Annotated in this window: 19 protein-coding genes and 1 pseudogene; 13 read left to right on the top strand and 7 right to left on the bottom strand. The window is 62.5% G+C overall.

Going from position 1 to position 21,964, the window contains the following annotated elements; translation table 11 throughout:
• The first annotated feature begins 101 nt into the window (after positions 1-101).
• The 7 genes from HKD24_RS06740 to mdoH all read left to right on the top strand — a co-directional run bounded on the left by HKD24_RS06740 (position 102) and on the right by mdoH (position 8,501).
• Complete coding sequence (locus tag HKD24_RS06740) at positions 102-1,382, top strand: adenosylmethionine--8-amino-7-oxononanoate transaminase (protein ID WP_194259588.1); 1,281 nt, start codon at positions 102-104, stop codon at positions 1,380-1,382.
• Positions 1,379-2,557, top strand: a complete 1,179-nt coding sequence (locus HKD24_RS06745; protein ID WP_194259589.1) for an aminotransferase class I/II-fold pyridoxal phosphate-dependent enzyme — start codon at positions 1,379-1,381, stop codon at positions 2,555-2,557. The genes HKD24_RS06740 and HKD24_RS06745 overlap by 4 nt, the downstream gene beginning before the upstream one ends.
• Positions 2,554-3,180, top strand: a complete 627-nt coding sequence (locus tag HKD24_RS06750; protein ID WP_194259590.1) for an alpha/beta hydrolase family protein — start codon at positions 2,554-2,556, stop codon at positions 3,178-3,180. The genes HKD24_RS06745 and HKD24_RS06750 overlap by 4 nt, the downstream gene beginning before the upstream one ends.
• Positions 3,167-3,973 carry a methyltransferase domain-containing protein gene (locus tag HKD24_RS06755; RefSeq protein ID WP_194259591.1) on the top strand — a complete coding sequence of 269 codons (807 nt, stop codon included), beginning with the start codon at positions 3,167-3,169 and terminating at the stop codon, positions 3,971-3,973. The genes HKD24_RS06750 and HKD24_RS06755 overlap by 14 nt, the downstream gene beginning before the upstream one ends.
• On the top strand, positions 3,970-4,620 hold the full coding sequence (bioD, locus tag HKD24_RS06760) for a dethiobiotin synthase (RefSeq protein WP_194259592.1): 651 nt from the start codon (positions 3,970-3,972) through the stop codon (positions 4,618-4,620). The genes HKD24_RS06755 and bioD overlap by 4 nt, the downstream gene beginning before the upstream one ends.
• A 162-nt stretch (positions 4,621-4,782) precedes the next feature.
• Positions 4,783-6,339 carry a glucan biosynthesis protein gene (locus HKD24_RS06765; RefSeq protein ID WP_194259593.1) on the top strand — a complete coding sequence of 519 codons (1,557 nt, stop codon included), beginning with the start codon at positions 4,783-4,785 and terminating at the stop codon, positions 6,337-6,339.
• Positions 6,315-8,501: a glucans biosynthesis glucosyltransferase MdoH gene (gene mdoH / locus HKD24_RS06770; RefSeq protein ID WP_194259594.1), complete on the top strand. Its 2,187-nt coding sequence runs from the start codon at positions 6,315-6,317 to the stop codon at positions 8,499-8,501. The genes HKD24_RS06765 and mdoH overlap by 25 nt, the downstream gene beginning before the upstream one ends.
• A 91-nt stretch (positions 8,502-8,592) precedes the next feature.
• Here the strand turns inward: mdoH and HKD24_RS06775 are convergent, their stop codons facing one another.
• Entirely contained in the window at positions 8,593-9,105 is a 513-nt protein-coding gene (locus tag HKD24_RS06775; RefSeq protein ID WP_194259595.1) for a DUF2501 domain-containing protein, read from the bottom strand.
• A 265-nt stretch (positions 9,106-9,370) separates the two neighbouring features.
• On the opposite strand from HKD24_RS06775, the gene HKD24_RS06780 reads away from it, so the two are divergent.
• Positions 9,371-11,500 carry a S9 family peptidase gene (locus tag HKD24_RS06780; RefSeq protein ID WP_194259596.1) on the top strand — a complete coding sequence of 710 codons (2,130 nt, stop codon included), beginning with the start codon at positions 9,371-9,373 and terminating at the stop codon, positions 11,498-11,500.
• Positions 11,501-11,590: 90 nt separating this feature from the next.
• On the opposite strand, the gene HKD24_RS06785 is transcribed toward HKD24_RS06780, so the two are convergent.
• The 4 genes from HKD24_RS06785 to HKD24_RS06800 all read right to left on the bottom strand — a co-directional run bounded on the left by HKD24_RS06785 (position 11,591) and on the right by HKD24_RS06800 (position 15,403).
• The gene (locus HKD24_RS06785) at positions 11,591-12,541 is read right to left on the bottom strand and encodes an efflux RND transporter periplasmic adaptor subunit (RefSeq protein ID WP_194259597.1); all 951 of its coding nucleotides are present in this window, start codon (positions 12,539-12,541) and stop codon (positions 11,591-11,593) included.
• Positions 12,542-12,593: 52 nt separating this feature from the next.
• Complete coding sequence (locus HKD24_RS06790; protein WP_194259615.1) at positions 12,594-12,788, bottom strand: DUF1656 domain-containing protein; 195 nt, start codon at positions 12,786-12,788, stop codon at positions 12,594-12,596.
• The gene (locus HKD24_RS06795; RefSeq protein ID WP_194259598.1) at positions 12,788-14,797 is read right to left on the bottom strand and encodes an FUSC family protein; all 2,010 of its coding nucleotides are present in this window, start codon (positions 14,795-14,797) and stop codon (positions 12,788-12,790) included. Before HKD24_RS06795 ends, HKD24_RS06790 begins: the two co-directional genes overlap by 1 nt.
• Positions 14,798-14,965: 168 nt before the next feature.
• Positions 14,966-15,403, bottom strand: coding sequence for a hypothetical protein (locus HKD24_RS06800; protein ID WP_194259599.1), 438 nt, complete (start codon positions 15,401-15,403; stop codon positions 14,966-14,968).
• 216 nt (positions 15,404-15,619) lie between these two features.
• Between HKD24_RS06800 and ykgO the strand changes: the two genes are divergently transcribed.
• From ykgO to HKD24_RS06815, 3 genes are all read left to right on the top strand, one after another.
• The gene (ykgO, locus tag HKD24_RS06805; protein ID WP_007281615.1) at positions 15,620-15,745 is read left to right on the top strand and encodes a type B 50S ribosomal protein L36; all 126 of its coding nucleotides are present in this window, start codon (positions 15,620-15,622) and stop codon (positions 15,743-15,745) included.
• A gap of 41 nt (positions 15,746-15,786) precedes the next feature.
• On the top strand, positions 15,787-16,455 hold the full coding sequence (locus tag HKD24_RS06810; protein ID WP_228124224.1) for a tetratricopeptide repeat protein: 669 nt from the start codon (positions 15,787-15,789) through the stop codon (positions 16,453-16,455).
• A gap of 92 nt (positions 16,456-16,547) precedes the next feature.
• Positions 16,548-16,790: a hypothetical protein gene (locus tag HKD24_RS06815; protein WP_194259601.1), complete on the top strand. Its 243-nt coding sequence runs from the start codon at positions 16,548-16,550 to the stop codon at positions 16,788-16,790.
• A gap of 10 nt (positions 16,791-16,800) precedes the next feature.
• On the opposite strand, the gene HKD24_RS06820 is transcribed toward HKD24_RS06815, so the two are convergent.
• Positions 16,801-19,041, bottom strand: a complete 2,241-nt coding sequence (locus HKD24_RS06820; RefSeq protein ID WP_194259602.1) for a primosomal protein N' — start codon at positions 19,039-19,041, stop codon at positions 16,801-16,803.
• A 45-nt stretch (positions 19,042-19,086) separates the two neighbouring features.
• Here HKD24_RS06820 and HKD24_RS06825 point away from each other — a divergent pair, with 45 nt between their 5' ends.
• The gene (locus tag HKD24_RS06825; RefSeq protein ID WP_194259616.1) at positions 19,087-20,040 is read left to right on the top strand and encodes a tyrosine recombinase XerC; all 954 of its coding nucleotides are present in this window, start codon (positions 19,087-19,089) and stop codon (positions 20,038-20,040) included.
• A complete protein-coding gene (locus HKD24_RS06830; RefSeq protein WP_194259603.1) occupies positions 20,037-20,957 on the top strand; it encodes a retroviral-like aspartic protease family protein in 921 nt (306 codons plus the stop codon). The genes HKD24_RS06825 and HKD24_RS06830 overlap by 4 nt, the downstream gene beginning before the upstream one ends.
• A gap of 80 nt (positions 20,958-21,037) precedes the next feature.
• Here the strand turns inward: HKD24_RS06830 and HKD24_RS06835 are convergent.
• Positions 21,038-21,817, bottom strand: a pseudogene (locus HKD24_RS06835) (alpha/beta fold hydrolase); the annotation flags it as partial.
• Positions 21,818-21,964: the final 147 nt, after the last annotated feature.

Genomic DNA, 21,964 nt, shown 5'->3' on the forward strand with positions numbered 1-21,964 from the left:
ATACGGCATGCCACCTGCGGAACAATCTCCGCCCTGTGCTATGGCCCAATAGAAACGCAGGGGATGGACTCACCCCCCGCCCATGCGGGAAAACGCAAGCCATGTCTCGCAACGCTTCTTCCACCGCTGATCTGGCCGCAGCTGACCTGCCGCATCTGTGGCTGCCCTACACCCAGATGCAGACCGCCCCCTTCCCCGTGGAAGCCGTCAGCACATCCGGAAGCCGGATCACGCTCGCGGACGGGCGGGAACTGGTTGACGGAGTGGCAGCCTGGTGGACGGCCTGTCATGGCTACAGCCACCCGCATATTCACGCGGCACTGGTCCGGCAGGCAGAGCAGATGCCGCATGTAATGTTTGGCGGCATGGTGCATGAACCCGCCATCCGTCTGGCCGCGCGGCTGGCAGCGATGCTGCCGGGCGATCTGGAGCGGGTGTTCTTCACCGATTCCGGATCGGTCGCGATGGAAGTCGCTATCAAAATGGCGGTGCAGTACCACATCAACCGGGGCACAGAAGGCCGGACGAAGATCCTGTCTTTCCGCGGCGGCTATCACGGGGACACGCTGGGCATGATGTCCATCTGCGACCCCGAGGAAGGCATGCACAGCCTCTTCGCCGGCGTACTGCCCGAACAGGTTCTGGCCGATCTGCCTGTGGATGCGGACAGTCTGGCGCGGATTGAAGCCCTGCTGGCGGAACGCGGCGACAGCATCGCGGCTATGGTCACGGAGCCTCTGGTTCAGGGTGCGGGCGGCATGCTGTTCCATGACCCGGAAGTCCTGCGCCGTCTGCGCGAACTGTGCGACCGGCACGGAATCCTGCTGATTCTGGACGAGATTTTCACCGGTTTCGGCCGCACCGGGACAATGTTTGCCTGCGAACAGGCCGGGATCGTGCCGGATATCGTGGCGCTGTCGAAGGCCCTGACCGGCGGAACCATGGCGCTGGCGGCCACGGTGGCCCGGCAGCACGTCTTCGAGGCATTCCTGTCCGACAGCGCCGGGCACGCCCTGATGCACGGGCCGACCTTCATGGCCAATCCGCTGGCCTGTGCGGTCGCCAATGCATCGCTGGACCTGTTCGAGACCGAACCGCGACTGGAACAGGTTGCGGCGATTTCAGCCCAGCTTGCGCGGGAACTGGAACCCTGCCGCGCGCTGCCCAGGGTCAAGGATGTGCGCGTTCTCGGCGCAATCGGCGTGGTGGAGCTTGAAACGCTGGACGATCCCGATGCGCTCCGCCGGGCCTTCGTGGAACGCGGCGTCTGGATCCGGCCCTTCCGCAACATCGTCTATCTGACGCCTGCCTTCACCATCCCGCCCGAAGAGCTCAAGCGTCTGACGACGGCCATCGTGGACGTGCTGCGGGAGCGCGCATGAGCCTGTTTGACCCCCATTTCACGGCCACCCTGACCGAGCGCGAAGCCGCCGGGACACGCCGGACCCTGCGCGCGGTGGTCCGGCAGGACGGCATGATCGTCCGCGACGGGCGACGGATGCTGGATGTGTCGTCCAACGACTATCTGGGGCTGACGGATCACCCGTTGCTGCGGGAGCGGGCAGCGGACTGGGCGCTGCGTTTCGGGACAGGGGCCCGGGCTTCCCGATTGGTCAGCGGAACGCTGGACCTGCATCGGCAGGTCGAGACGAAAATAGCGGCGTTCAAGGGCTGCGAGGACGCGATCCTGTTCGCCTCTGGCTGGCAGGCCAACGCCTCCGTCATGCCTGCACTTTGTGCGTTGTCCGTGGCCCGGACGGGCGCGCTGATGCTGGTATTTTCAGACCGGCTGAACCATGCCAGCCTGCATCATGGCTGTGCGGCGGCTGGTGTGCGGCAGATTCGGTTCCGGCACAACGATCTGTCCCATCTGGAAAGCCTGCTGGCCCGCGAGGCCGAAAAACCCGGCCTACGGATGATCGTGACGGAAAGCGTGTTCTCCATGGATGGAGACCGGGCAGATATTCCGGCGCTCCGGGCGCTGGCGGATCGGGCCGGAGCATTCCTTTATATAGATGAAGCCCATGCGACCGGCGTTCTGGGGCCGAAAGGTCGCGGCCTGTCCTGCGGGATGGCTGATCTGACGATGGGAACATGCAGCAAGGCGCTGGGCGGCATGGGCGCTTATGTCGCGGGCTCGAAACCGCTTTGTGACTATCTGGTGAACCATGCATCGGGCTTCATTTACAGCACGGCCCTGCCCCCTGCGGTTCTGGGTGCGATCGATGCGGCACTGGATGTCGTGCCGGAGCTTGATGAAGAACGCACCCTGCTACTCGGACAGGCGGAGCGGCTTCGAACCATGCTGCATGAGGCGGGCCTTCACACGGCGAACTCTACGACGCAGATCGTTCCTGTCCTGATCGGAGAGTCCGAACGCGCCATGGCCGTGGCCGCCGGGCTTGAAGAAGCCGGTTTCCTGACGGTAGCGATCCGGCCGCCGACCGTGCCTGCCGGAACCGCGCGACTGCGGCTGGCGCTGCATGCCGGGCTGAGCGATACGGAAATCGACCGTCTGGGGCAGGCTGTCATCGCTCTGACAAGAGACGTCGCATGACACGGGCGCTTTATCTTGTGCACGGCTGGGGGTTTGACGCGTCCTTCTGGGCGCCAATGCTGGCGCATCTGCCGGATGTGAACGTGCAGGTCGTGGATTGCGGTTATTTCGGCCCTGAACAGCGCCCGGCCCTGCCGCAAACGCCCTATCTAGCTGTTGGACATTCGGCCGGATCACTGGCGCTGCTGGGGCAGGACCTGCCGGGATGTGAGGGGCTGGTGTTTTTCAACGGCTTTCCGCGTTTCACAACCGCGCCGGACTTTCCAGACGGGACGCCTGAGCGGGTTCTGACCCGGATGCGGGCTCGCCTGAAACGTGATCCGGCCGCCGTTCTGTACGATTTCCGTGCTCTCTGTGGAACGGATGCGCCTTTTCCCGGCACGCCGGATGTGGATGCACTGGATCGTGGACTGGACGCGCTTCAGACTCTGGAATGTCGCCCACAGACTGCAAATTGGAAGGACCGGCTGCACTGGATGACGGGCACGGATGATCCGTTCGGCGCAGCGAAGGCAGGTTTTGCAACACCGGGCGAACGGGTTGAAGGCGGCCATCTGCTACCCCTCACTCACCCCGGACTCTGCGCGGGTTTCGTGCGGCGGTGGCTCAATGACCCGCGCTGAGACTTCCGAAAACACCCGGCGCCGGAACAGCATCGCCGCGCGATTTGACGCGGCCGAAGACTATGACGCCGCCGCCCATATCCAGCGCCGCTGCGCCACGACACTGATGGACCGCATCCGAAGCACCGCCGCAGACCCCACTTCCATTCTGGAATTCGGCTGCGGCACCGGCTTTCTGACGGCACAACTGGCAGATCATTTCCCGCAGGCCAGCCTGCTCGCGACCGATCTGGCGCCTGGCATGGTCGCGCGAGCATGTCAGCGGCTTTCGGGTGAAGCCATCCGCTTTCACGTCATGGACGCCGAACATCCGGACGTATCCGGACCGTTCGATCTGATTGCCTCCAGTCTGTGCCTGCAATGGTTCTCGAACCGGAGCGACGGCTTGCGACGGCTTTGTGACCTGCTGGCGCCACAGAGTCGACTGATGGTCACGACGCTGCTGCAGGGCAGTCTGGACGAATGGAAACAGGCCTGTCTCGCAGAAGGCGCGCCCTGTGGCGTGCCGGATTATCCGTCCGCGCAGACGGTGCAAGCCGAGTGGCCTACAAGTGGCGCAGGAACTTGGGAGGTGTTGACGCTGCATGATCCCGTGGACAGTGCGCGGGACTTCCTGCGGGGTCTGCGGCAGATCGGAGCGTCGGTTCCGCGTGCTGGCAGCACGCCCGCCAGCACCGCGGCCCTGCGCCGGGCCATGCGGCATTTTGACCGCACGCATTCCAGCGTGACCTATCAGATCGGCATCGGGACATTCGTGAAATCCGGCGTAAAAGCGGAAAGGACAGAGCCATGAATTTTCAACGCGGGGTTTTCGTCACGGGAACGGATACCGGGATCGGCAAGACGCTGGTCAGCGCCATTCTGTGCCGTGCCTGGAACGCCACCTACTGGAAACCGCTTCAGACCGGCCTTGCGGATGAGGAAGGCGATACGCCTACCGTCCGGGACCTTGCGGGGCTGTTTGCTGCACGGATCATCCCCCCCGCCTATGCATTTCAGGCCCCGCTTGCCCCACTCGCGGCAGGCGATCTGGAAAACGTAACGGTTAATCCGGGGCGGCTTGTCCTGCCGCAGGTACAGGGGCCGCTGGTCGTGGAAGGCGCGGGCGGACTGATGGTGCCGGTGCGTGAGGACATGATGCTCGTGGACCTGATCGAAAGCCTGGGCCTGCCGGCCGTACTGGTCACGCGCAGCGGACTGGGGACGATCAATCACACGCTTCTGAGCCTTGAAGCACTGCGGCGACGGGACATTCCGGTACTGGGTGTCGTGCCGGTCGGGCCACCCAATCCGGGCAACGAACGCGATATTGCGCGCTTTGGCAAAACCCGCATCCTGTTCAGGGTTCCGCATCTCGACGCAATAACGGAAACATCTGTCGCCGAATTGTCCGGCAATGTTCCGTTACTTGATGTCTTGCAGCAACAGATTTCACAATAATGTGTCATCTGGGACGCATGCCATAAAAAGGCCGTGCCAGACCTTGTGAAATGGCACCTTCACCATAGAAGGGCTCTTCGCAACGAAGGGCTTCCGGCGTATCGCTGGAAGATCGGGCTTCGTTTCGGAGATACCGACAGAAACTGGGATATTGGGAAGAGTATGAGTATCCTGCGCCGTGATCTGGTCAAGCTTGGGGCCGGACTGACCCTTCTGGGAACAGCTAACCGTATGGCCCATGCCCAGTCCACAGCCACATCTCCACCAGCCGCGACCCCTGCGCCGCAATCGACCCCCTTTGATGACGGAACGGTCCGCCTCATCGCACAGCGCCTTTCGAAAAAACCCTACTCCCCGCCATCGCAGGCGCTGCCCAATGCCATTGCGAACATGGATTTCGACCAGTTCCGCGGCATCGCCTTCAATCCTGAGAAAGCCCTGTGGCATGGCCAGAACCTGGCGTTTGACGTGGAGTTCTTCCCGCGCGGTTTCCTGTACAAGCCGCGGATCGGCATGAACGAGGTCACGGGCGGGCAGTCCACGCCCATTCCCTACGATCCCGATCTCTTCACCTATTCCAACCCCGTCCTGCGCGTCACGGATGATCTCGGCTTCTCGGGCCTGCGTCTGCGCTATGCGATCAACACGCCGGGTGTCATGGAAGAATGTGCCGTCTTCCTTGGTGCGTCCTATTTCCGCGCCGTAGCCAAGGGCCAGAATTACGGACTGTCCGCCCGTGCCTTCGCGGATGGCACCGGCAATCCGAAGGGCGAGGAATTCGCCCTGTTCCGCGAGTTCTGGCTGGAGAAGCCGGAGCCGGGCGTGGAGTCCATCGTCATTCACGCGCTGCTCGACAGCCCGTCCCTGACCGGTGCATTCCGCTTCACCATCCGCCCCGGCGATACAACCGTTTTCGACGTGCAGTCCTCGCTGTTCCCGCGTCAGGACATCACGGAATCCGGGATCGCGCCGCTCACGGGCATGTTCTATTTTGACACCAACGAGCGCAATCACGTCGATGACTGGCGTCCGGCCGCACATGACAGCGAGGCACTCCAGATGTGGACCGGTGCGGGGCAGCAGCTTTACCGGCCGCTCATCAACCCGACCGATCTCCAGTTCTCGGCCTTCGAGGACAGCAGCCCGCACGGTTTCGGCCTGATGCAGCGCAAGCGGTCCTTCCACGACTACGAAGATCTGGCGCTCAACTACCAGAAACGTCCGTCGCTATGGATCGAGCCCATCGGCAACTGGGGCGATGGTGCCGTCGATCTCGTGGAGATCCCGACGCCCAACGAAGTGAACGACAACATCGTCTCCTTCTGGCGTCCCAAGCAGCCCATGAAGGGCGGCCAGGAATACAGCTACATCTACCGGATGTACTGGGGCTGGGACACGCCATGGCCGACCCAGATGGCCCGGGTTGCGGCAACGCGGATCGGCGGCGTGACCGACCATGCGGATGCGCGGTTCTTCGTGATCGATTTCACGGGGGCTCCGTTCCAGAACGTGCCGCAGGGTGCGAATTTCCATCTGATTTCGCAGGCCTCGCCTGGCACGATCCGCAATGTGGTGGTCGAGCCGAACCCTGAAATCCAGGGCTGGCGCACGACCTTCGAATTCGTGCCCGGCGACGCGAAGATGTGTGAACTGCAGGCCCAGCTCGCTGGTGATCAGGGTCCGATCTCAGAGAAATGGATGTACCGTTGGACGCCGTGACCGAGTTTCCCCCATCCGCTGATCCGGCCGCTGCTCCGTTCCTGCCGCCCGAGGCACCGCTTGCGATGAAGGTGCAGAACCTTCGCCAGCAGCCGGACCGTCATGGCAGACCCTTCCGCACCCTGCCCACCACGCCGTCTTTCCTGTGGATGCGCCGTCTGTTCGTCTTCGGTGGCGCGCTGCTGCTGACGGGATACGGCATCTACAGGATCAATCAGGTCTTCAACTCGCTGGGTGTCTCGGCACTCGGCGTCATCATCCTGATCCTGTTCGCGATCCTCGCCTTCTGGATCGCCCTGTCCTTCACATCCTGTCTCGGCGGGTTCGTCTCGCTGATCCGGCGGGGCGGGCTGGGGCTTGGCATCCATCGCACCGGACCGCTTCCGGAGCTGAAAAACCGCACCGCCGTCCTGATGCCGACCTATAACGAGGACCCCACGCGGGTTCTCGCCGGTCTGCGCGCCATTCATGACAGCATTCTGGCGACGGGCCAGATCGACGCTTTCGATTTCTTCATCCTGTCCGATACGACCAATCCGGATGTCTGGGTGCAGGAAGAGCGGGCATTTCTGGAGTTCCGGAAAGCCACGAATGGCGAAAAGCGGGTCTTCTACCGTCGCCGTCACAAGAACGTCGACCGCAAGGCCGGCAATCTGGGCGACTGGGTGACGCGGTTCGGTTCGGCCTATCAGCAGATGCTGACGCTTGATGCCGACAGTGTCATGGATGGCAGCCTGATCGTCCGCATCACGGCGGCCATGGAGCAGCATGACGGCGTGGGCCTGATCCAGACCCTGCCGGTCATCGTGGGTGGCCGCACGCTTTTTGCCCGGATGCAGCAGTTTGCAGGCCGCGTCTATGGGCCGCTGATCGCGCATGGCATTGCCTGGTGGCATGGTTCGGAAGGCAATTACTGGGGCCATAATGCCATCATCCGCACCCAGGCCTTTGCCGAACAGGCCGGTCTGCCGCATCTGAAGGGCCGCGCACCGTTTGGTGGGCACATCCTCAGCCATGACTTCGTGGAAGCCGCGCTCATGCGCCGTGGCGGCTGGGCCATTCACATGGTGCCCGGTCTGTTCGGGTCCTACGAAGAGAGCCCCCCTTCCCTGACCGATGTCGCCATCCGCGACCGTCGCTGGTGTCAGGGTAATTTGCAGCACAGCAAGATCCTCGGCACCAAGGGCATGCACTGGGTCAGCCGCGTCCACATGCTGACGGGCATCGGCTCTTATGTCATGTCGCCGCTCTGGCTTCTGTTCCTGCTGTTCGGCATCCTGATCTCGCTCCAGTCCCATTTCTACCATCCCGAATATTTCGGCTCGAAGCCGACGCTTTACCCGCACTGGCCGCGTGTTGATCCGGTTCAGGCAAAGCTCGTTTTCATCGGAACAATGGGCATCCTGCTGGCACCAAAAGCTCTGGCGTTCATTGCCATGCTGTTCGACCGCGCTGCCCTGCGTGGCTCCGGCGGCGTGTTCCGGCTGGCGGTTTCGATCGTTCTGGAAACACTGATCGGGGGCTTGATTGCGCCGATCGCCATGCTGATCCAGACGTCCGGCGTGATTTCGATCCTGCTGGGGCGTGATTCCGGCTGGAACGCCCAGAACCGCGAGGACGGGCGCGTTTCGCTGAAGGAAGTCGCGCATGGCTACTGGATCTACACGGTGTTCGGACTGCTTCTCGCCATTGCGGCCTGGTCGGTGTCGCAGGCGCTGTTCCTGTGGATGACGCCCGTTCTTCTCGGGCTGATTCTTGCCATTCCGCTGGCAGCGCTCACGGCAAGCCGGGATGTCGGCCTGAAACTGCGCCGGGCCGGCCTTCTGTTGATCGAAGAAGAGACCGCGCCTCCGCCGATCCTTCAGCTCGCCATGGCCAATGATGCGGCCCGCGAACGTGCGGCCCATGACCCGAATGCACCGCCCGAAGAGGCTTTCGCCGCTCTGCGTCAGGATCACACCCTGCTTGAAGCGCATGAAGGCGCCCTGCCTCCGCCCCGCAAACCGGGCAGCCCGATTGACGCCAATCTTCTGGTCGGGCTGGTGAAGCTGCGGGAGGCACCGTCGCTTCAGGTTGCGCTTGAACGGCTGACCCGTCAGGAAAAGGCCGCAGTCCTCGGCAATCCCGAAGGCATCCAGCTCATGGAACGCCTGAAAGGCTGAGCCTTCCTCTCGCTCTGCGCATAAAAGAAAAGCCCCGGCCAGAAGCCGGGGCTTTTTTCATGAGGGCTTTCCCTCATGACACCGTCAGACCTCAGTGACCAACGACAGCCGAGTCACCAAGGGACTGGGCCTTCTTGATGAGGTCATTACACGTCATGACACGCTTGTCCTTGGGGAGCGTGCCGATATCGAAGACGTTTCCGCCCTGCATTTGCAGCATGCCCTTGCCACCCAGCGAGTAGAACTGGTCGTTCTGGACATCCGGACGCTTGGCCAGCGTACGGGCGGCCACGATCGGGGACGTGCCAAGCACCAGCTTGTGATGCGTGCAGTAATAGGTCAGTCCGGCGACGTTACCAGCCTGCGCATTCTGGATGGACGGAAGACCATCGGCACCCAGCGTTCCCGGCGATGCTGCGCTCAGAACATTCTTGCCACCGGCAACGGCCTGAAGATTGGCAGACGGCAGCGTGGCCTGCGTTCCAGCCGGAATCGTCGGGACGGGGCTGCTCTGCGGGATCGGCGGCACACCCTGCGCAAATGCGGCACCGGAAATGGACAGACCGGCAGCGGCAAGAACAGCAAAATATTTGTTCGAAATCATGGTACTCTTCTTTCTGTCTACAGGGCGATCTGCTCCTGTCATGAGAGAAGAAACAGAACTCACCTGGTCTGGAACATCGGCTGGGATGCTCCGTTGCATTTGTAACACGCGAGGCTCCGGGCGGTTTCTTGGAGCGCACCCTTTTTCCTCATGGCCGTCATGCGGGAACTTTCCGAAAGCTCCATTTTATCAGGCCGGATATTCACCTGCGTTTGCCCGAACGCATGGATTGAACGGGCACAGTTTCTGCGTCACAGTTCACCCCATGTCACAGATCCCCGATGCGCCCTCCGCCGCTCCCGTTCCGCCCGTTGCCAGACGCGATCCCATCACGATCACGCAGCTTGGCCGGACACGCACGGATCCCTATGCCTGGATGAAGGATGAGAACTGGCAGCAGGTCCTGCGGGACCCGTCCGTCCTGCGCGAAGACATCGCCACGCATCTGAAGGCGGAGAACGCCTATGCAGAGGCCGTGCTGGCAGGCATGGAACCGCTGCGCGAGACGCTGCTTCAGGAAATGATCGGCCGCATCCCGCCAGCGGAGTCCTCCGTGCCGGTCCCGGATGGCCCATGGGAATATTATGTCCGCTTCGAGGACGGAGCCCAGCATCCCCTGCGGGTCCGCCGCCCACGCGGCGGTGGCGAGGAGCAGGTGCTTCTCGACGCCGATGCTCTGGCGAAGCAGCATGACTATTATGCGCTCTCGCAGACCGATCATTCCCCCGATCACCGCTATTTCGTCTATGCGGAGGACATTCAGGGCTCCGAGGTCTATCGCATTCAGGTCGAGGATCTAGAGACGGGCGAACTCTGCGCTCCACCAGTGCCGAGCACGACGGGCAGCTTCGCCATTTCTCCCGACAGCCAGTGGCTGTTCTGGATCTACCGGGACGACAATGGCCGCCCGTCAAAAATCTATCGCCGCCCGCTGACGGGGGGCGAGGACGTTCTGGTCTTTGACGAGACCGATCCGGGGTTCTTCCTGAGCATCGGCGTCAGCGCATCCCGCAAGTGGATCGTCATCGAGCGCGGCGATCATGATACCAACGAGACGCTGCTCATCCCGGCTTCCGACCCGACGGCCCTGCCCGTCGTGGCGGCTCCTCTGGTGCGGGGCGAGCGCTATTCCCTGACGCACTGGAACGACCGCTTTATCATCCTGACCAATGCGGGCGGGGCCGTGGATTTCCAGTTCATGCAGACGCCCGACACGGCCACGGGACGCGAGAACTGGAAACCCTTCGTGCCATACCGCGAGGGCCATTATCTGCTGGGGGCCAGCGCTTCGCGCGGGCATCTCGCCTGGGCCGAGCGTCGGGACGGAAACATCCATATTCTCGTCGTGTCCGAAGGCACGGAGGGCGATATCCGCGCGCAGGCCAAAGCGATCGGCATGGATGAGCCTGCCTATGACCTGACGATGCTGGGCACGCTGGAATATGAGGCCCTCATCCTGCGCTACATCTACCAGTCGCCGACCAATCCGGCGCACTGGTACGATTACGACATGGCGAGCGGCGAGCGCGTTCTGCGCAAGATCCGCGAGGTCCCATCCGGCCATGATGCGAGCCGCTACGAAACGCGCCGCCTGTTCGCAACATCTCCGGACGGCGCGCAGGTTCCCATCACGGTGCTGATGCGCAAAGGGCAGGCTCTGGACGGCTCGGCACCGCTGCTTCTGTACGGATACGGCTCCTACGGCATTGCCATGGACGCCGATTTCTCCACGACCGTGTTCAGCCTGGTGGACCAGGGCTGGATCCATGCCATCGCCCATGTCCGCGGCGGGTCCGAAAAGGGCTGGAACTGGTTTCTGGATGGACGCGGGACGAAAAAGCCCAACACGTTCATCGATTTCATCGCCTGCGCCCGACACCTTGTCTCGGAAGGCTATGGCGCGGCGGGCCGTATCGTCGCGCAGGGCGGCTCGGCCGGTGGGCTGCTGATGGGCGCGATCACGAACATGGCGCCCGAGCTTTTCGCGGGCATCGCCGCACAGGTGCCGTTCGTGGACATGCTCAACACCATGTCCGACGTCTCCCTGCCCCTGACGCCGCCGGAATGGCCGGAATGGGGCAATCCGCTGGAAGACCCCGCCGCCTATGACCTGATCGCCAGCTATTCGCCCTATGACAATATCGCCGCCAAAACCTACCCGCCGGTTCTGGCAATGGGCGGCCTGTCCGACCCACGCGTAACGTACTGGGAACCCGCGAAATGGATCGCCAAACTGCGGGAAGTGACGTCAGGCGGCCCGTTCCTGTGCCGCATCAATATGGAAGCTGGACATGGCGGCTCATCAGGCCGCTTCAAAAGACTGGAAGAAGTCGCCTTAGTCCAGGCCTTCGCCATCTGGGCAATCGACAAAGCCTGGAAAGGCCCCAGTGAATAAAAGTTTTTGGTGAAGCTTTTTTCAAAAAGCTTCACCGCTCTCCGCCTTTTTGAAAAAAGGCGGAACCCAAAAACTTTTATTCCCAAATCCTTATCTGTGCCCGAACAAGTGGCGGACGTCGTCGCCGAAGTGCTGGAAGGCGGCGTGGGTGGAGCGGTGACGGCGGTTGCCCTCTTCTGACACGACGGTCACGGTGGCTGTCATGCCAGCGGCAAGCGTCAGGTCATCGGGGATCTTGTCGATCTTCACACGGACCGGGATACGCTGGGCCAGACGGACCCAGGTATAGACCGGGTCCACTTCCGGCAGCCCCTGCTTGTTCACCAGGGCGTTGTTGCTGGCGATACCGCGGGTGATACTCTCGACATGGCCGAAGAGCGGGTCGTGATAACCCATCAGATCCATGCGGACGAGATCTCCCTCGTCGAGATCATGAACCTTGGTTTCCTCGAAATAGCCGTCCACCCAGTAGGAACTGGTGTCGATGATGTGGATGTTGACCACACCGGCCGTTGCGAAGTCACCGGGACGCATGATGAGGTTGGTCACGATGCCGTCGATGGAACTGCGGACTTCCGTTCGCTCGAGATTGATCGCGGCCTGACGTTCCGCAGCCTGCGCCGCATCGTACTGGGCCTGCATCTGCTGGGACAGAGCCTCATACTGCCGCTTTTCCTCGACGGAGACAGCCGTGCCGGGGATGGCCTTGCGCCACTGGGCCTGAACGACACGGAATTCCAGATCGGCCTTGCGCTCGGCAACGCGCGCTTTGGCCGTATCGAGCGCGACCTTGAAGTCGAACGGGTCAATGACATAGAGCACGTCCCCCTTGTGGACGAACTGGTTGTCCTTCACCCGCACTTCGAGGATCTGTCCCGACACACGCGGCGCGATATTGGCAACCTGCGCACGCACCTGTCCGTTCCGGGTCCAGGGGGAAGCCGTGTAGTAATCCCACAGAATGACGACCACGAGAGCCGCCACCACGAGAATGCAGAGCGTGATGGTCAAGCGGATCAGGCGATGGGCACTGGCAAGCACGGGACGGTCACCTTGGTTTCGAAAAATGGAATTCGGAGCGGGAGTAAAGGGGTCAGAGGATCAGGGTGTAGATGCCAACCAGGCAGATCAGGATGCCGAACTGGGCCAGTGGCGGGTCCCAGACGAAGCGCCACAGGTCAAACCAGCCCATGATCCAGCGCAGGATCCCGAGCGTGACCAGCGCCAGCGCCAGATTGATGACGAAGGCCGAAACCAGCACGCCATCAAGATCGACGACCTGTGTCATTACCATCGCTTGCGTCCTATCCCGTAGTGATGCACAGCCGAACGGTTCAGACGCACCATCGTCCGGACCGCTTCCAGACCGCCGATACAGTTGATGATCATGGACTGCTCTTCGCGGATGCCTTCCGAAAGGCGCTCGAAGAACATGGCCTGAAGTTCGGGGATTTCAGCCTCCAGAAGGCCGAGCTTGTCATGGGCTAGCAGACGCCGCACATGACGGACCATGGGTTTGAGACCGTGCAGATGCCCGGCCTCATCCAGATAGTGCCGGACGCGGGCAATCGTGCTGGAAAAATCTTCCAGCGCCACGAACCGGTTGAAAACGCGCCGGGAACGCAGACCAGGGTCCTGCATCCGGTCCGTCCACATCAGGAACTGACTGAGGCGTTCGTATTTCCGACTGAGCAGCGGCGGCCCCATGCGCTCGCCATGTCCGGCAAGCTGCGTTTCCAGATCATAGGCGATGGAGACTGCCAGCCGGAAACGATGCCGTCGCGCGGTGGGCGGCCAGAGCAGGACCAGCAGCACGAAAGAGAGCACCGCCGCCATCGCATAGAAGGTGTTGCGCGTGATGAAAGCCAGCGGGTCATAATTGTGGTGATTGCCGAGCCCGATGAACACCAGAAAGAACACGCCATAATTGAAGCCGATGGCGCTGGTTTTCGGGTTCATCAGCAGCAGGCAGGACACGATGGTCTGTGGCAGAAGCACCAGCGCCAGACCCAGCATGCTTTCCACATGCGGCAGGATCATGAAGTCCAGCCAGGCGGCCACGAGAATGCCAGCAGGCATGCCGATGATGGCCCCCTTACCGAACTGCGCGGTGTCGATCGCCGTGGACGCCAGCGTCAGCACCAGCGCCGTCTGCGACAGGGCCGTGACAGACGCCGGAATGCTGGACGCAAGACAGAGCGCGGAGGCGACACTAAACCCCAGCAGGACCCGCATCGCGTTAATGAACGCCGTCACATAGTCCGGATTGCTCTCCAGATGGGCCAGCTTGAGCGCATCGCCCGCCGGTGTGGCGCGCAGGAGCGTGTTCATGCCGGTGCGGATGTGCAGACGGTTACTGAGAAGCGTCGAGCAGCGTTCGAAAAACCAGGCTTCCCGCGCCGAAGGGACGAAATCCGGGTCTTCCTTGCGGATGCCATCCAGAATCGTGTCCATCGTTTCAAGACGGGTCGTACCGTCCTCGGAGCGTTCATGCCAGGCGCGGACGTGACGGATCAGGAGATCGGAAATGCCGCCGGTTTCCAGAAGCCAGGCAATGGCACGGCTGGTGGTCAGGACGGTCAGCATGCCGATGATGCCGAGCCGCGCGCCCGCCATCCGCAGACGTCCACGCTCCACTTCGGTCCGCGCATAGGAAATCTGGGTCATGAGCGCGAGGATCTCGCCACTCAGCCCGATCATTTCCTCCGGCGTAGCAATCGGCTCGCCCATGACGGCGGATTTGCCGGTCTGACGCACGCGATGGGACAGCGTCTCCATGGCCTCGGACAGCCGGCGCCAGGCTTCCGGAGAGCCGGAGAGAATATTAACGACCGCGATAGAGGCCACGCCGATGGCAATGTCAGAGGCACGGGCGATGCTGACGGGATAGATGTTCTGCGGGTCATCCATCGTGGGGATAGCCACCAGCGCAACCGTATAACCTGCCAGAAGCGCCCCGTAGGACCGGAAATCGCGCTCCAATGAGCCTACGAAGGCACAGGCTGAAATCCACAGGGCCGCCCCACCCAGCGAGAGGGCCCGCTCCTCATTGAACATGGCGACGAGAATGATGGAGACGCTGACGCCAAGTACGGTGCCGGCCAGACGATAAAACGCCTTGGACAGCGCCTGGCCACGCAGGGGCTGGGCCAGGATCATGACGGTCACGCCCGCACTGGCAGGCGAATCAAGCTGGGACCAGAAGGCCGTTCCAAGCGCCAGAACAAGTGCAAACCAGGTCCTGAGACTGAACTGGAGCCACCCCGGGCGAAGAACTGACTGTAGTGCTGCGGTCAAGAGCGTTGCTCCCCACCCGGCACAGACTTCATCAGAAACAGTCCCACGGCCCTCGTTACCAGAATCAGACTTCAAACCTTAGGAGCGCTTGCCCGGAAAAGTTAGTCCTCAAATCCTCTGGACACGCTTTGACAGACAGATCCTCACGCGGATGTGTCTGTCTGCAGGCTAGTCTTCTTCGGTTGGCAGGGCGTTGCAGGCCGCAGTCAGCTTGGGGTCCGGATGCGTGGCCGCACTGCGGCAATAGGTTCGGGCATCGGCACCACACATATTCGTGACGTCCTCCATTTCGGAGGACAGGACATCGCGCGCCACGCCGATATCCTGATTGTGCTCGGGATCGATGCCCTCTTCCTTGCCGAGTGCCGTCTGCGCCTTGTGCATCTCCTTGAGCGCATTGATGCAGGAATCGCCTGCCGCGTCCGGATTGGTCTGCAACACCCGCAGGATCTTGTTGATGGCGAATCCCTGCTGGTTGATCGTGGGATCGTCGTCATTGGTCTTGGCGTCGCCGTCATCGGCCCGGGCCATGACGGGCGCGGCCAGGGCGACGGCGAGAGGAAGAAGGGCCAGCAGACGGGCGGGACGGGAATGGCGCTTGATCATGAAGTTTACGTTAGGAGAAAATATCGCCGCAACAAAGACCCGGAACGCCGCTGTTGCAGCATGTTGCAAAAGGGCGACATCGAGGAATTCCGCCGGCCAGACGGCTTGTCAGCTTGACTCTGCATGGCGGGATCGGTAAGCGGGGCCATTCTTTCGCGGGCGTTCCGGCCCGCTGTCCGGTCCGCAAGGGCCTTACCCGTCGAGAGCCTGATCACCATGAAGATCCGCAACAGCCTGAAGTCCGCCAAGGTCCGCGACAAGGACTGCCGCGTTGTCCGCCGCCGCGGCCGCGTTTACATCATCAACAAGAAGAACCCGCGCATGAAGGCTCGCCAGGGCTGAACCCCTTGGTCTGCCGGATGACAGACGGACGGCGCTGGCTGATGGCTGGCGCCGTTCTGCTTTGTACCCCGGCCCTGACATGTCTGCCAGTTCGGGCTGAACCTGCGGCAAATCCGCCGGTTTCCAGCCCCGCAGCCCCTCCGGCTGCACCGCCTGTCCAGCCCGCTCCCGCAGCAGGGACTGCGAAGGCCTCTCCCAAATCCCCGACACTTCATCCCCGCCGTACACTCCACGATCGCCTTGTGGAGGCCGAAAAGGCTCTCGCCATGGCCAGGAATGAAAAGCAGGCCGGTGAAATCGCCGATCGTGCGGAAGGACTCCGCAGCCGTGCCCTGACCGGCAGCGTGCAGATGCTGATCAGCGATTCGCATGATGCGCTGGAGAAACATGATTTCCAGCGGGCACAGGATGATCTGACCTCCGCCATCACCATCCAGCCCGACCAGTCCATCCTGTATCGCCAGCGCGCAGCCATCCGCCTGATGGCCGGTGACAATAACGGCGCCATCTCGGATCTGGGCGTTGAGCTTCAGGCCGATCCCGGCGATCCAACGGCCTGGGGGATGCTTGCCGAAGCCGAACACGACCGCAATGAACCGGATGCGGCTCTGCAGGCCTTCCATCAGATGCTATTGCTGAATCCGAAATCACCCGATTCTGACAAACAGCTCAAAAAGCTGGAAAAGGCCCGCGACGGCCAGCAGGACTGAGGCTCCGCACGGCGTCTCACTGTCGTTGCTCTGGCAACCCCTTGTATTGCCGGGTGTTCATCCCCTGATTCCTTTTTTCAGGAGATTTTCGCATGACAAAGCATTCCCCCGCCCATGCAACCGTTATCCCCGAGGCCGGTTCCAAGAAGAGCTGCTGCTCCAAGATGAAGACCTGCTGTCAGAAGGCCACGCGCGCCCGTGAAATCGGTCTGGCTGGCATGACGGCCATGGCGACCTTCGGCCCCAAGCGCTTCCGCCCCTACTTCCAGCAGATCCTTGCCGTCATCGCAGTCGTCACCGCCACGGTCGAGTTCTTCCGCAAGCGCAAGGGCTGATTTTCCAGCCCTAGAGAAAGGAGATGGGGTCGATATCAATATCGACCTTTGCTCCCCCGGCTGGTTTGATATCGGCCAGCCATTCCCGCAGGATCGGCTGCACAGCGATGCCCCGCATCGTCCGCAGCAACAGTCGCCTGCGATGCCGTCCGCGAAGAACGGCAAGCGGGGCCGGAGCTGGTCCCAGAACCTGCACCCCTTCCCGCTCCGGCGCAGAAAGCGCGATCTCCCGTGCCAGCGCATCCGCAGCTTCGGCACTCGGGGCACTGACGATCAGGGCGGCCAACCGTCCGTACGGCGGCCAGAAAGAGGGCCGTCTCTGCTCGGCTTCCTGTTCCATGAACGTCTGGAAATCGTTGGACACCAGCGCCGTCATGACCGGATGCTCACCCACATAGCTCTGAAGCAGCACGCGGCCACGATGCTCGGCACGACCCGCACGACCCGCAACCTGATGCAAAAGCTGCACGGTCCGCTCCGCCGCCCGCAGGTCCCCGCCGCCCAGCCCCAGGTCGGCATCGACGACACCCACGAGCGTCAGCTTGGGGAAATGCCAGCCCTTGGCGACGATCTGTGTGCCAATGATGAGGTTGACCTCTCCATCCGAAATCTTCCGGACCGCTTCCGCCGTGGCAGCAGGGGAGCCGAGCGTATCAGACGACATCACCAGCAGTTTCGCGTCCGGAAACCGGAGCTTAGCTTCTTCGGTAATGCGTTCGATCCCCGGCCCGATAGGCACGAGCGAGTTCTCGGCGTGACATTCCGGACAATCCTTCGGAATCCGCTCGGTATGGCCACAGTGATGGCAGGTCAGGATGCCGCGGGCCCGGTGTTCCACCAGCCAGGCCGAACAGTTCGGACACTGCATCCGGTGCCCACACGCCCGGCACAGCGTCAGGGGCGCATAGCCGCGCCGGTTGAGGAACAGCATGGCCTGTTCCCCCTTCTCCAGCGTTTCGTCGATGGCGGTGCAGAGCTTGGGCGACAGGAATAGTCCGCGCTCCGGCGGATCGGCCCGCATATCCACGAGTGAGACATCCGGCAGGGTTGCCCCGCCGTGCCGCGCGGTCAGGAGTTCATGCCGGTAGCGGCCGCTTTCCACATTCGCGAGCGTTTCAAGCGATGGCGTCGCGGAGACGAGAATGGCCGGTGCATCCGCCAGACGCGCGCGGACGACCGCCATGTCCCGGCCGTGATACATGACGCCCTCTTCCTGCTTGAAGGCACTCTCATGCTCCTCGTCCACCACAACAAGGCCCAGCTCGGAAAACGGCAAAAACAGCGCCGAACGGGCACCGACTACAACGCGGGCACTGCCTTCCGCCACCGCCCGCCATGTCTCGCGCCGCCTTTTGGCTCCGAGATCAGAATGCCAGACGGCGGGTTCTGCGCCAAAGCGGCGGATGAAACGGTCCGTCCACTGGGCAGAAAGCGCGATTTCCGGCAACAGGACCAGAACCTGCTTTCCCTTGGCCAGACAGGCCGCCACGGCCTCGAAATAGACCTCTGTCTTGCCCGATCCGGTCACGCCTTCGAGCAGTGTGACCTGAAACCGTCCGGCTTCGACAGGCCCACAAAGTTCCTGCGCGACTTCGGCCTGTTCTTCGGAAAGTTTTGGCGCGCCATGGCTCGGGTCCGGTGTTGCGAACGGGGCGGCCACAGCAATAACGGCCTCGCGCAGCAGACCGGCCGTAGCAAGGCCGCGGATCACGGCAGCACTTGCCCCGCTCCGCGCGCCTAGTTCGGCGGTCGTCATGGGCGTGGACGAAGCAAAATTGAGCACCGAGCGACGGGCTGGCGTGATACGCAGATCACCTTCCGGCATCTCCGTCCGTACCCAGCCCAACGCAGGCTTGGGCGCGTCCTTCAGATGAATCCGCGTCGCCATCGCCAGCACTAGGCCCGGCGGGGTCAGCGTATAGGCCGCGACCCAGTCGATGAAGCGGCGCAGGCTCTGCGGAAGCGGCCGGACATCCAGTTTCCCGATGACAGGACGCAGACGCGCAAGCGGAACTTCACGGCCGACCGGCAACGCAAAATCGGCAGGCAGGGTGCGATCGGTTTCCCAGACACAGCCTACGGTTTCGCGTCGGCCCAGCGGGACCGTGACAAGGTCTCCGGGCTCAAGCGGCATCGGCGCAAGGTAATCGAGCGGCCCCGGAAACGGCAGCGGCACGAGCACCGAAACGCGCGTTCCGGCGGAAGGTGGCTTTCGCCGGGGATCAGGCTTGGATAGGCTGCTGGATGCCATGACCGTATCTAACCTCCCACGCTCCGAAATGCCATGACGGCCACACTGATGGCGCTTGATGCCCTGCGCGACTGGACCGAATGGCTGACGCATGAGAAGCGCTCCAGCCCGCGCACCGTCGAGGCCTACCGCCATGACATCCTGCTGGCGCTGACGTTTTTCCAGCAGCATCTGGGCGGCGAGGTCACACTGGCAGACCTGGGAAAACTCTCACTCGCTGATCTGCGCGCCTGGCTCGCCCATGAAACGGCCCGCAGCGAGAAACCGACCCGCCGTACCACCAGCGCCGACTCGCGGGCAAGGTCGCGGGCGCGACATGTCTCGGCCCTCCGTTCGTTCTACCGGTATCTGGCCCTGCGACATGATCTTTCTAACCCGGCTCCGTCCCTGCTCGCCACACCGCGTATGAAAAAGCGTCTGCCCCGCCCGCTGGGACAGGACGCCGCACTGGCCGCGGCGGAAGGCATTTCCGATGATGCCGAGACCAGTCAGGCCGCCCTGCGGGACCGGGCACTGTTCACGCTGCTTTATGGCACCGGGCTGCGGATTGGCGAGGCGCTCTCGCTCGACATCCGGGACCTGACCAATGCGGGACAGAACATGCTGCGCGTGGTCGGCAAAGGCGGCAAGGAACGGCTCGTGCCCCTGCTTCCGGCCGTGATCGAGGCGCTGGAAAGCTGGAAAGCGGCCCATCCCTCTCCCGCTCCCGATGCGCCCCTGTTCTGCGGAGTACGGGGTGGGCGGCTCAATCCCGGCGTGGCCCAGCGCGCCATGCGGAACTGGCGCAAGGGTGAAGGCCTGCCCGATTCCGCCACCCCTCATGCCCTGCGCCATTCCTTTGCGACTCATCTGATGGAAGGCGGGGCCGACCTGCGCACCATTCAGGAACTGATGGGCCATGCCAGCCTCTCCACGACGCAGGCCTATACGCTGGCGGATGAGAAGCACCTGCTGGATGTCTGGCGCAAGGCGCATCCGCGCTCGGGTCAGGGATCATGAAACGCACGCTGCCAGCTGCCCTGTTTCTGGGCATGACGCTGTGTGCAACAACCGTTCATGCTGCTTCCACCTGCGAGATGGCCCCGGCCGTCGTCCTGCCGCTTCGCGATGATGGCGGTTATCTGAGCGTGCCGGTCACGGTGAACGGGCAGGATGCCTCGATGATCGTGGATACCGGTTCCGAAGGCAGCCTCATGACGCCGCAGGGCGTCTCGGCGCTGCACCTGCCGGCCGATCCCGAACATCGCACGATGATGCAGGGCCCCAATGGCAGCCCGCGCCTCGTACCGAATATCCGCATTCAGGACCTGCGGCTGGGAACACGTTCGGCGGGCGAGCTTCCCCTAGGGATGGGGACGATGGCCGTTGGAATCCTGCCGGGTTCACCCATGATCAGGCCCCCCGTTTACGGTCTGCTGGGGGCGGATGTGCTGGCGGATTACGATCTGGAATTCGATGTCCCGCATCAGCGCCTGACACTCTGGACGGTGCGCCTGAATTCCAGCGTCTGCCATCAGCCTCCCGCCTGGAGCGGACACTGGACGACAATCCCCGTGCAGCGTCAGTCCGGACGCCTGATGGTGGCCTTTACGCTGGATGGCGTGAAGGGCACGGCCCTTCTGGACAGTGGCGCGCGCTCGCATATCGTCAGCACGGACTTCGCCTACCGCATCGGCCTGACCGACATGCAACTCGCGCGGGACCCGGGCGGTCTGACGGCGGGCGTGGATCTCGGGGAGCGCCAGTATCACTGGCACCGTTTCGGACAACTGGAGCTGGGCGGCACCGTCTGGACACACCCGGTCCTGACCGTCGCCCCCGTCCACGATCAGGCCGACATGCTTCTGGGCTCGGACTGGTTCGCCCATCACGAGATCTGGCTGTCCTACGCCACGAAGCAGCTTTTCTTTCGGTAAATACCGAACATGCCGGGAAAGTTTCCCAACGGTCATCAGGCAGGGAAAGCTCAAAGTCTTCCCCTGCCTGAGGTACAGCTTTATCGGGTAATAAACGCCAGAATATCGGCATTGATGACGTCTGCATGTGTCGTGTGCATGCCGTGCGGATAACCGGGATAGATTTTCAGCGTGCTGTCCTGAATCAGCCTGCCCTGCAGGACCGCAGCGTTCTGGTAAGGCACGACCTGATCATCATCGCCCTGCAGCACAAGCACCGGCACTGTGATGGCCTTCAGATCCTCGGTCTGATCCGTTTCGGAGAAGGCCCTGATACCCTCGTAATGGGCCTTGGCACTGCCCATCATGCCCTGACGCCACCAGTTGCGGATCGTGCCTTCGGAAACTTCTGTTCCCGTGCGGTTGAAGCCATAGAACGGTCCTGTGGGAACATCGAGAAAGAACTGTGCCCGATTGGCTGCCAGTCCGGCCCGCAATCCATCAAGAACTTCGATCGGAGCACCCTCGGGGCTGCGGTCCGTCCGCACCATCAAAGGCGGCACTGCGCTGATGAGCACAGCTTTGGCCACACGCCCCTGAGGCTGGCCATATTTTGCGACATAGCGGGCCACCTGTCCCCCGCCTGTTGAATGCCCGATATGGATGGCATTCTTCAGATCGAGATGTTCCAGAACGGCCGACGCGTCGGCTGCGTAATGGTCCATGTCATGACCGTCACTCACCTGCGCCGACCGCCCGTGACCGCGACGGTCATGCGCGATGACGCGAAATACCTTGCTCAGAAAGAACAGCATCTGCGCGTCCCAGTCATCGGCACTCAGCGGCCAGCCATGATGGAAAACAATCGGCTGGGCATCCTTCGATCAGAGGTGGACCCCGTTTTTCGGACAGGTGTCTAAGCTATAATCCGACCTGAGAGAGGACGGGTTTTATGGGCAAGGTTACGCGCAAGAGGTATGCGGCGGAGTTCAAATCACGGGTTGCCCTGGAGGCGATCCGTGGGGAAC

It is taken from the genome of Gluconobacter vitians (assembly GCF_015244565.1).
Taxonomy (GTDB): Bacteria; Pseudomonadota; Alphaproteobacteria; order Acetobacterales; family Acetobacteraceae; genus Gluconobacter; species Gluconobacter vitians.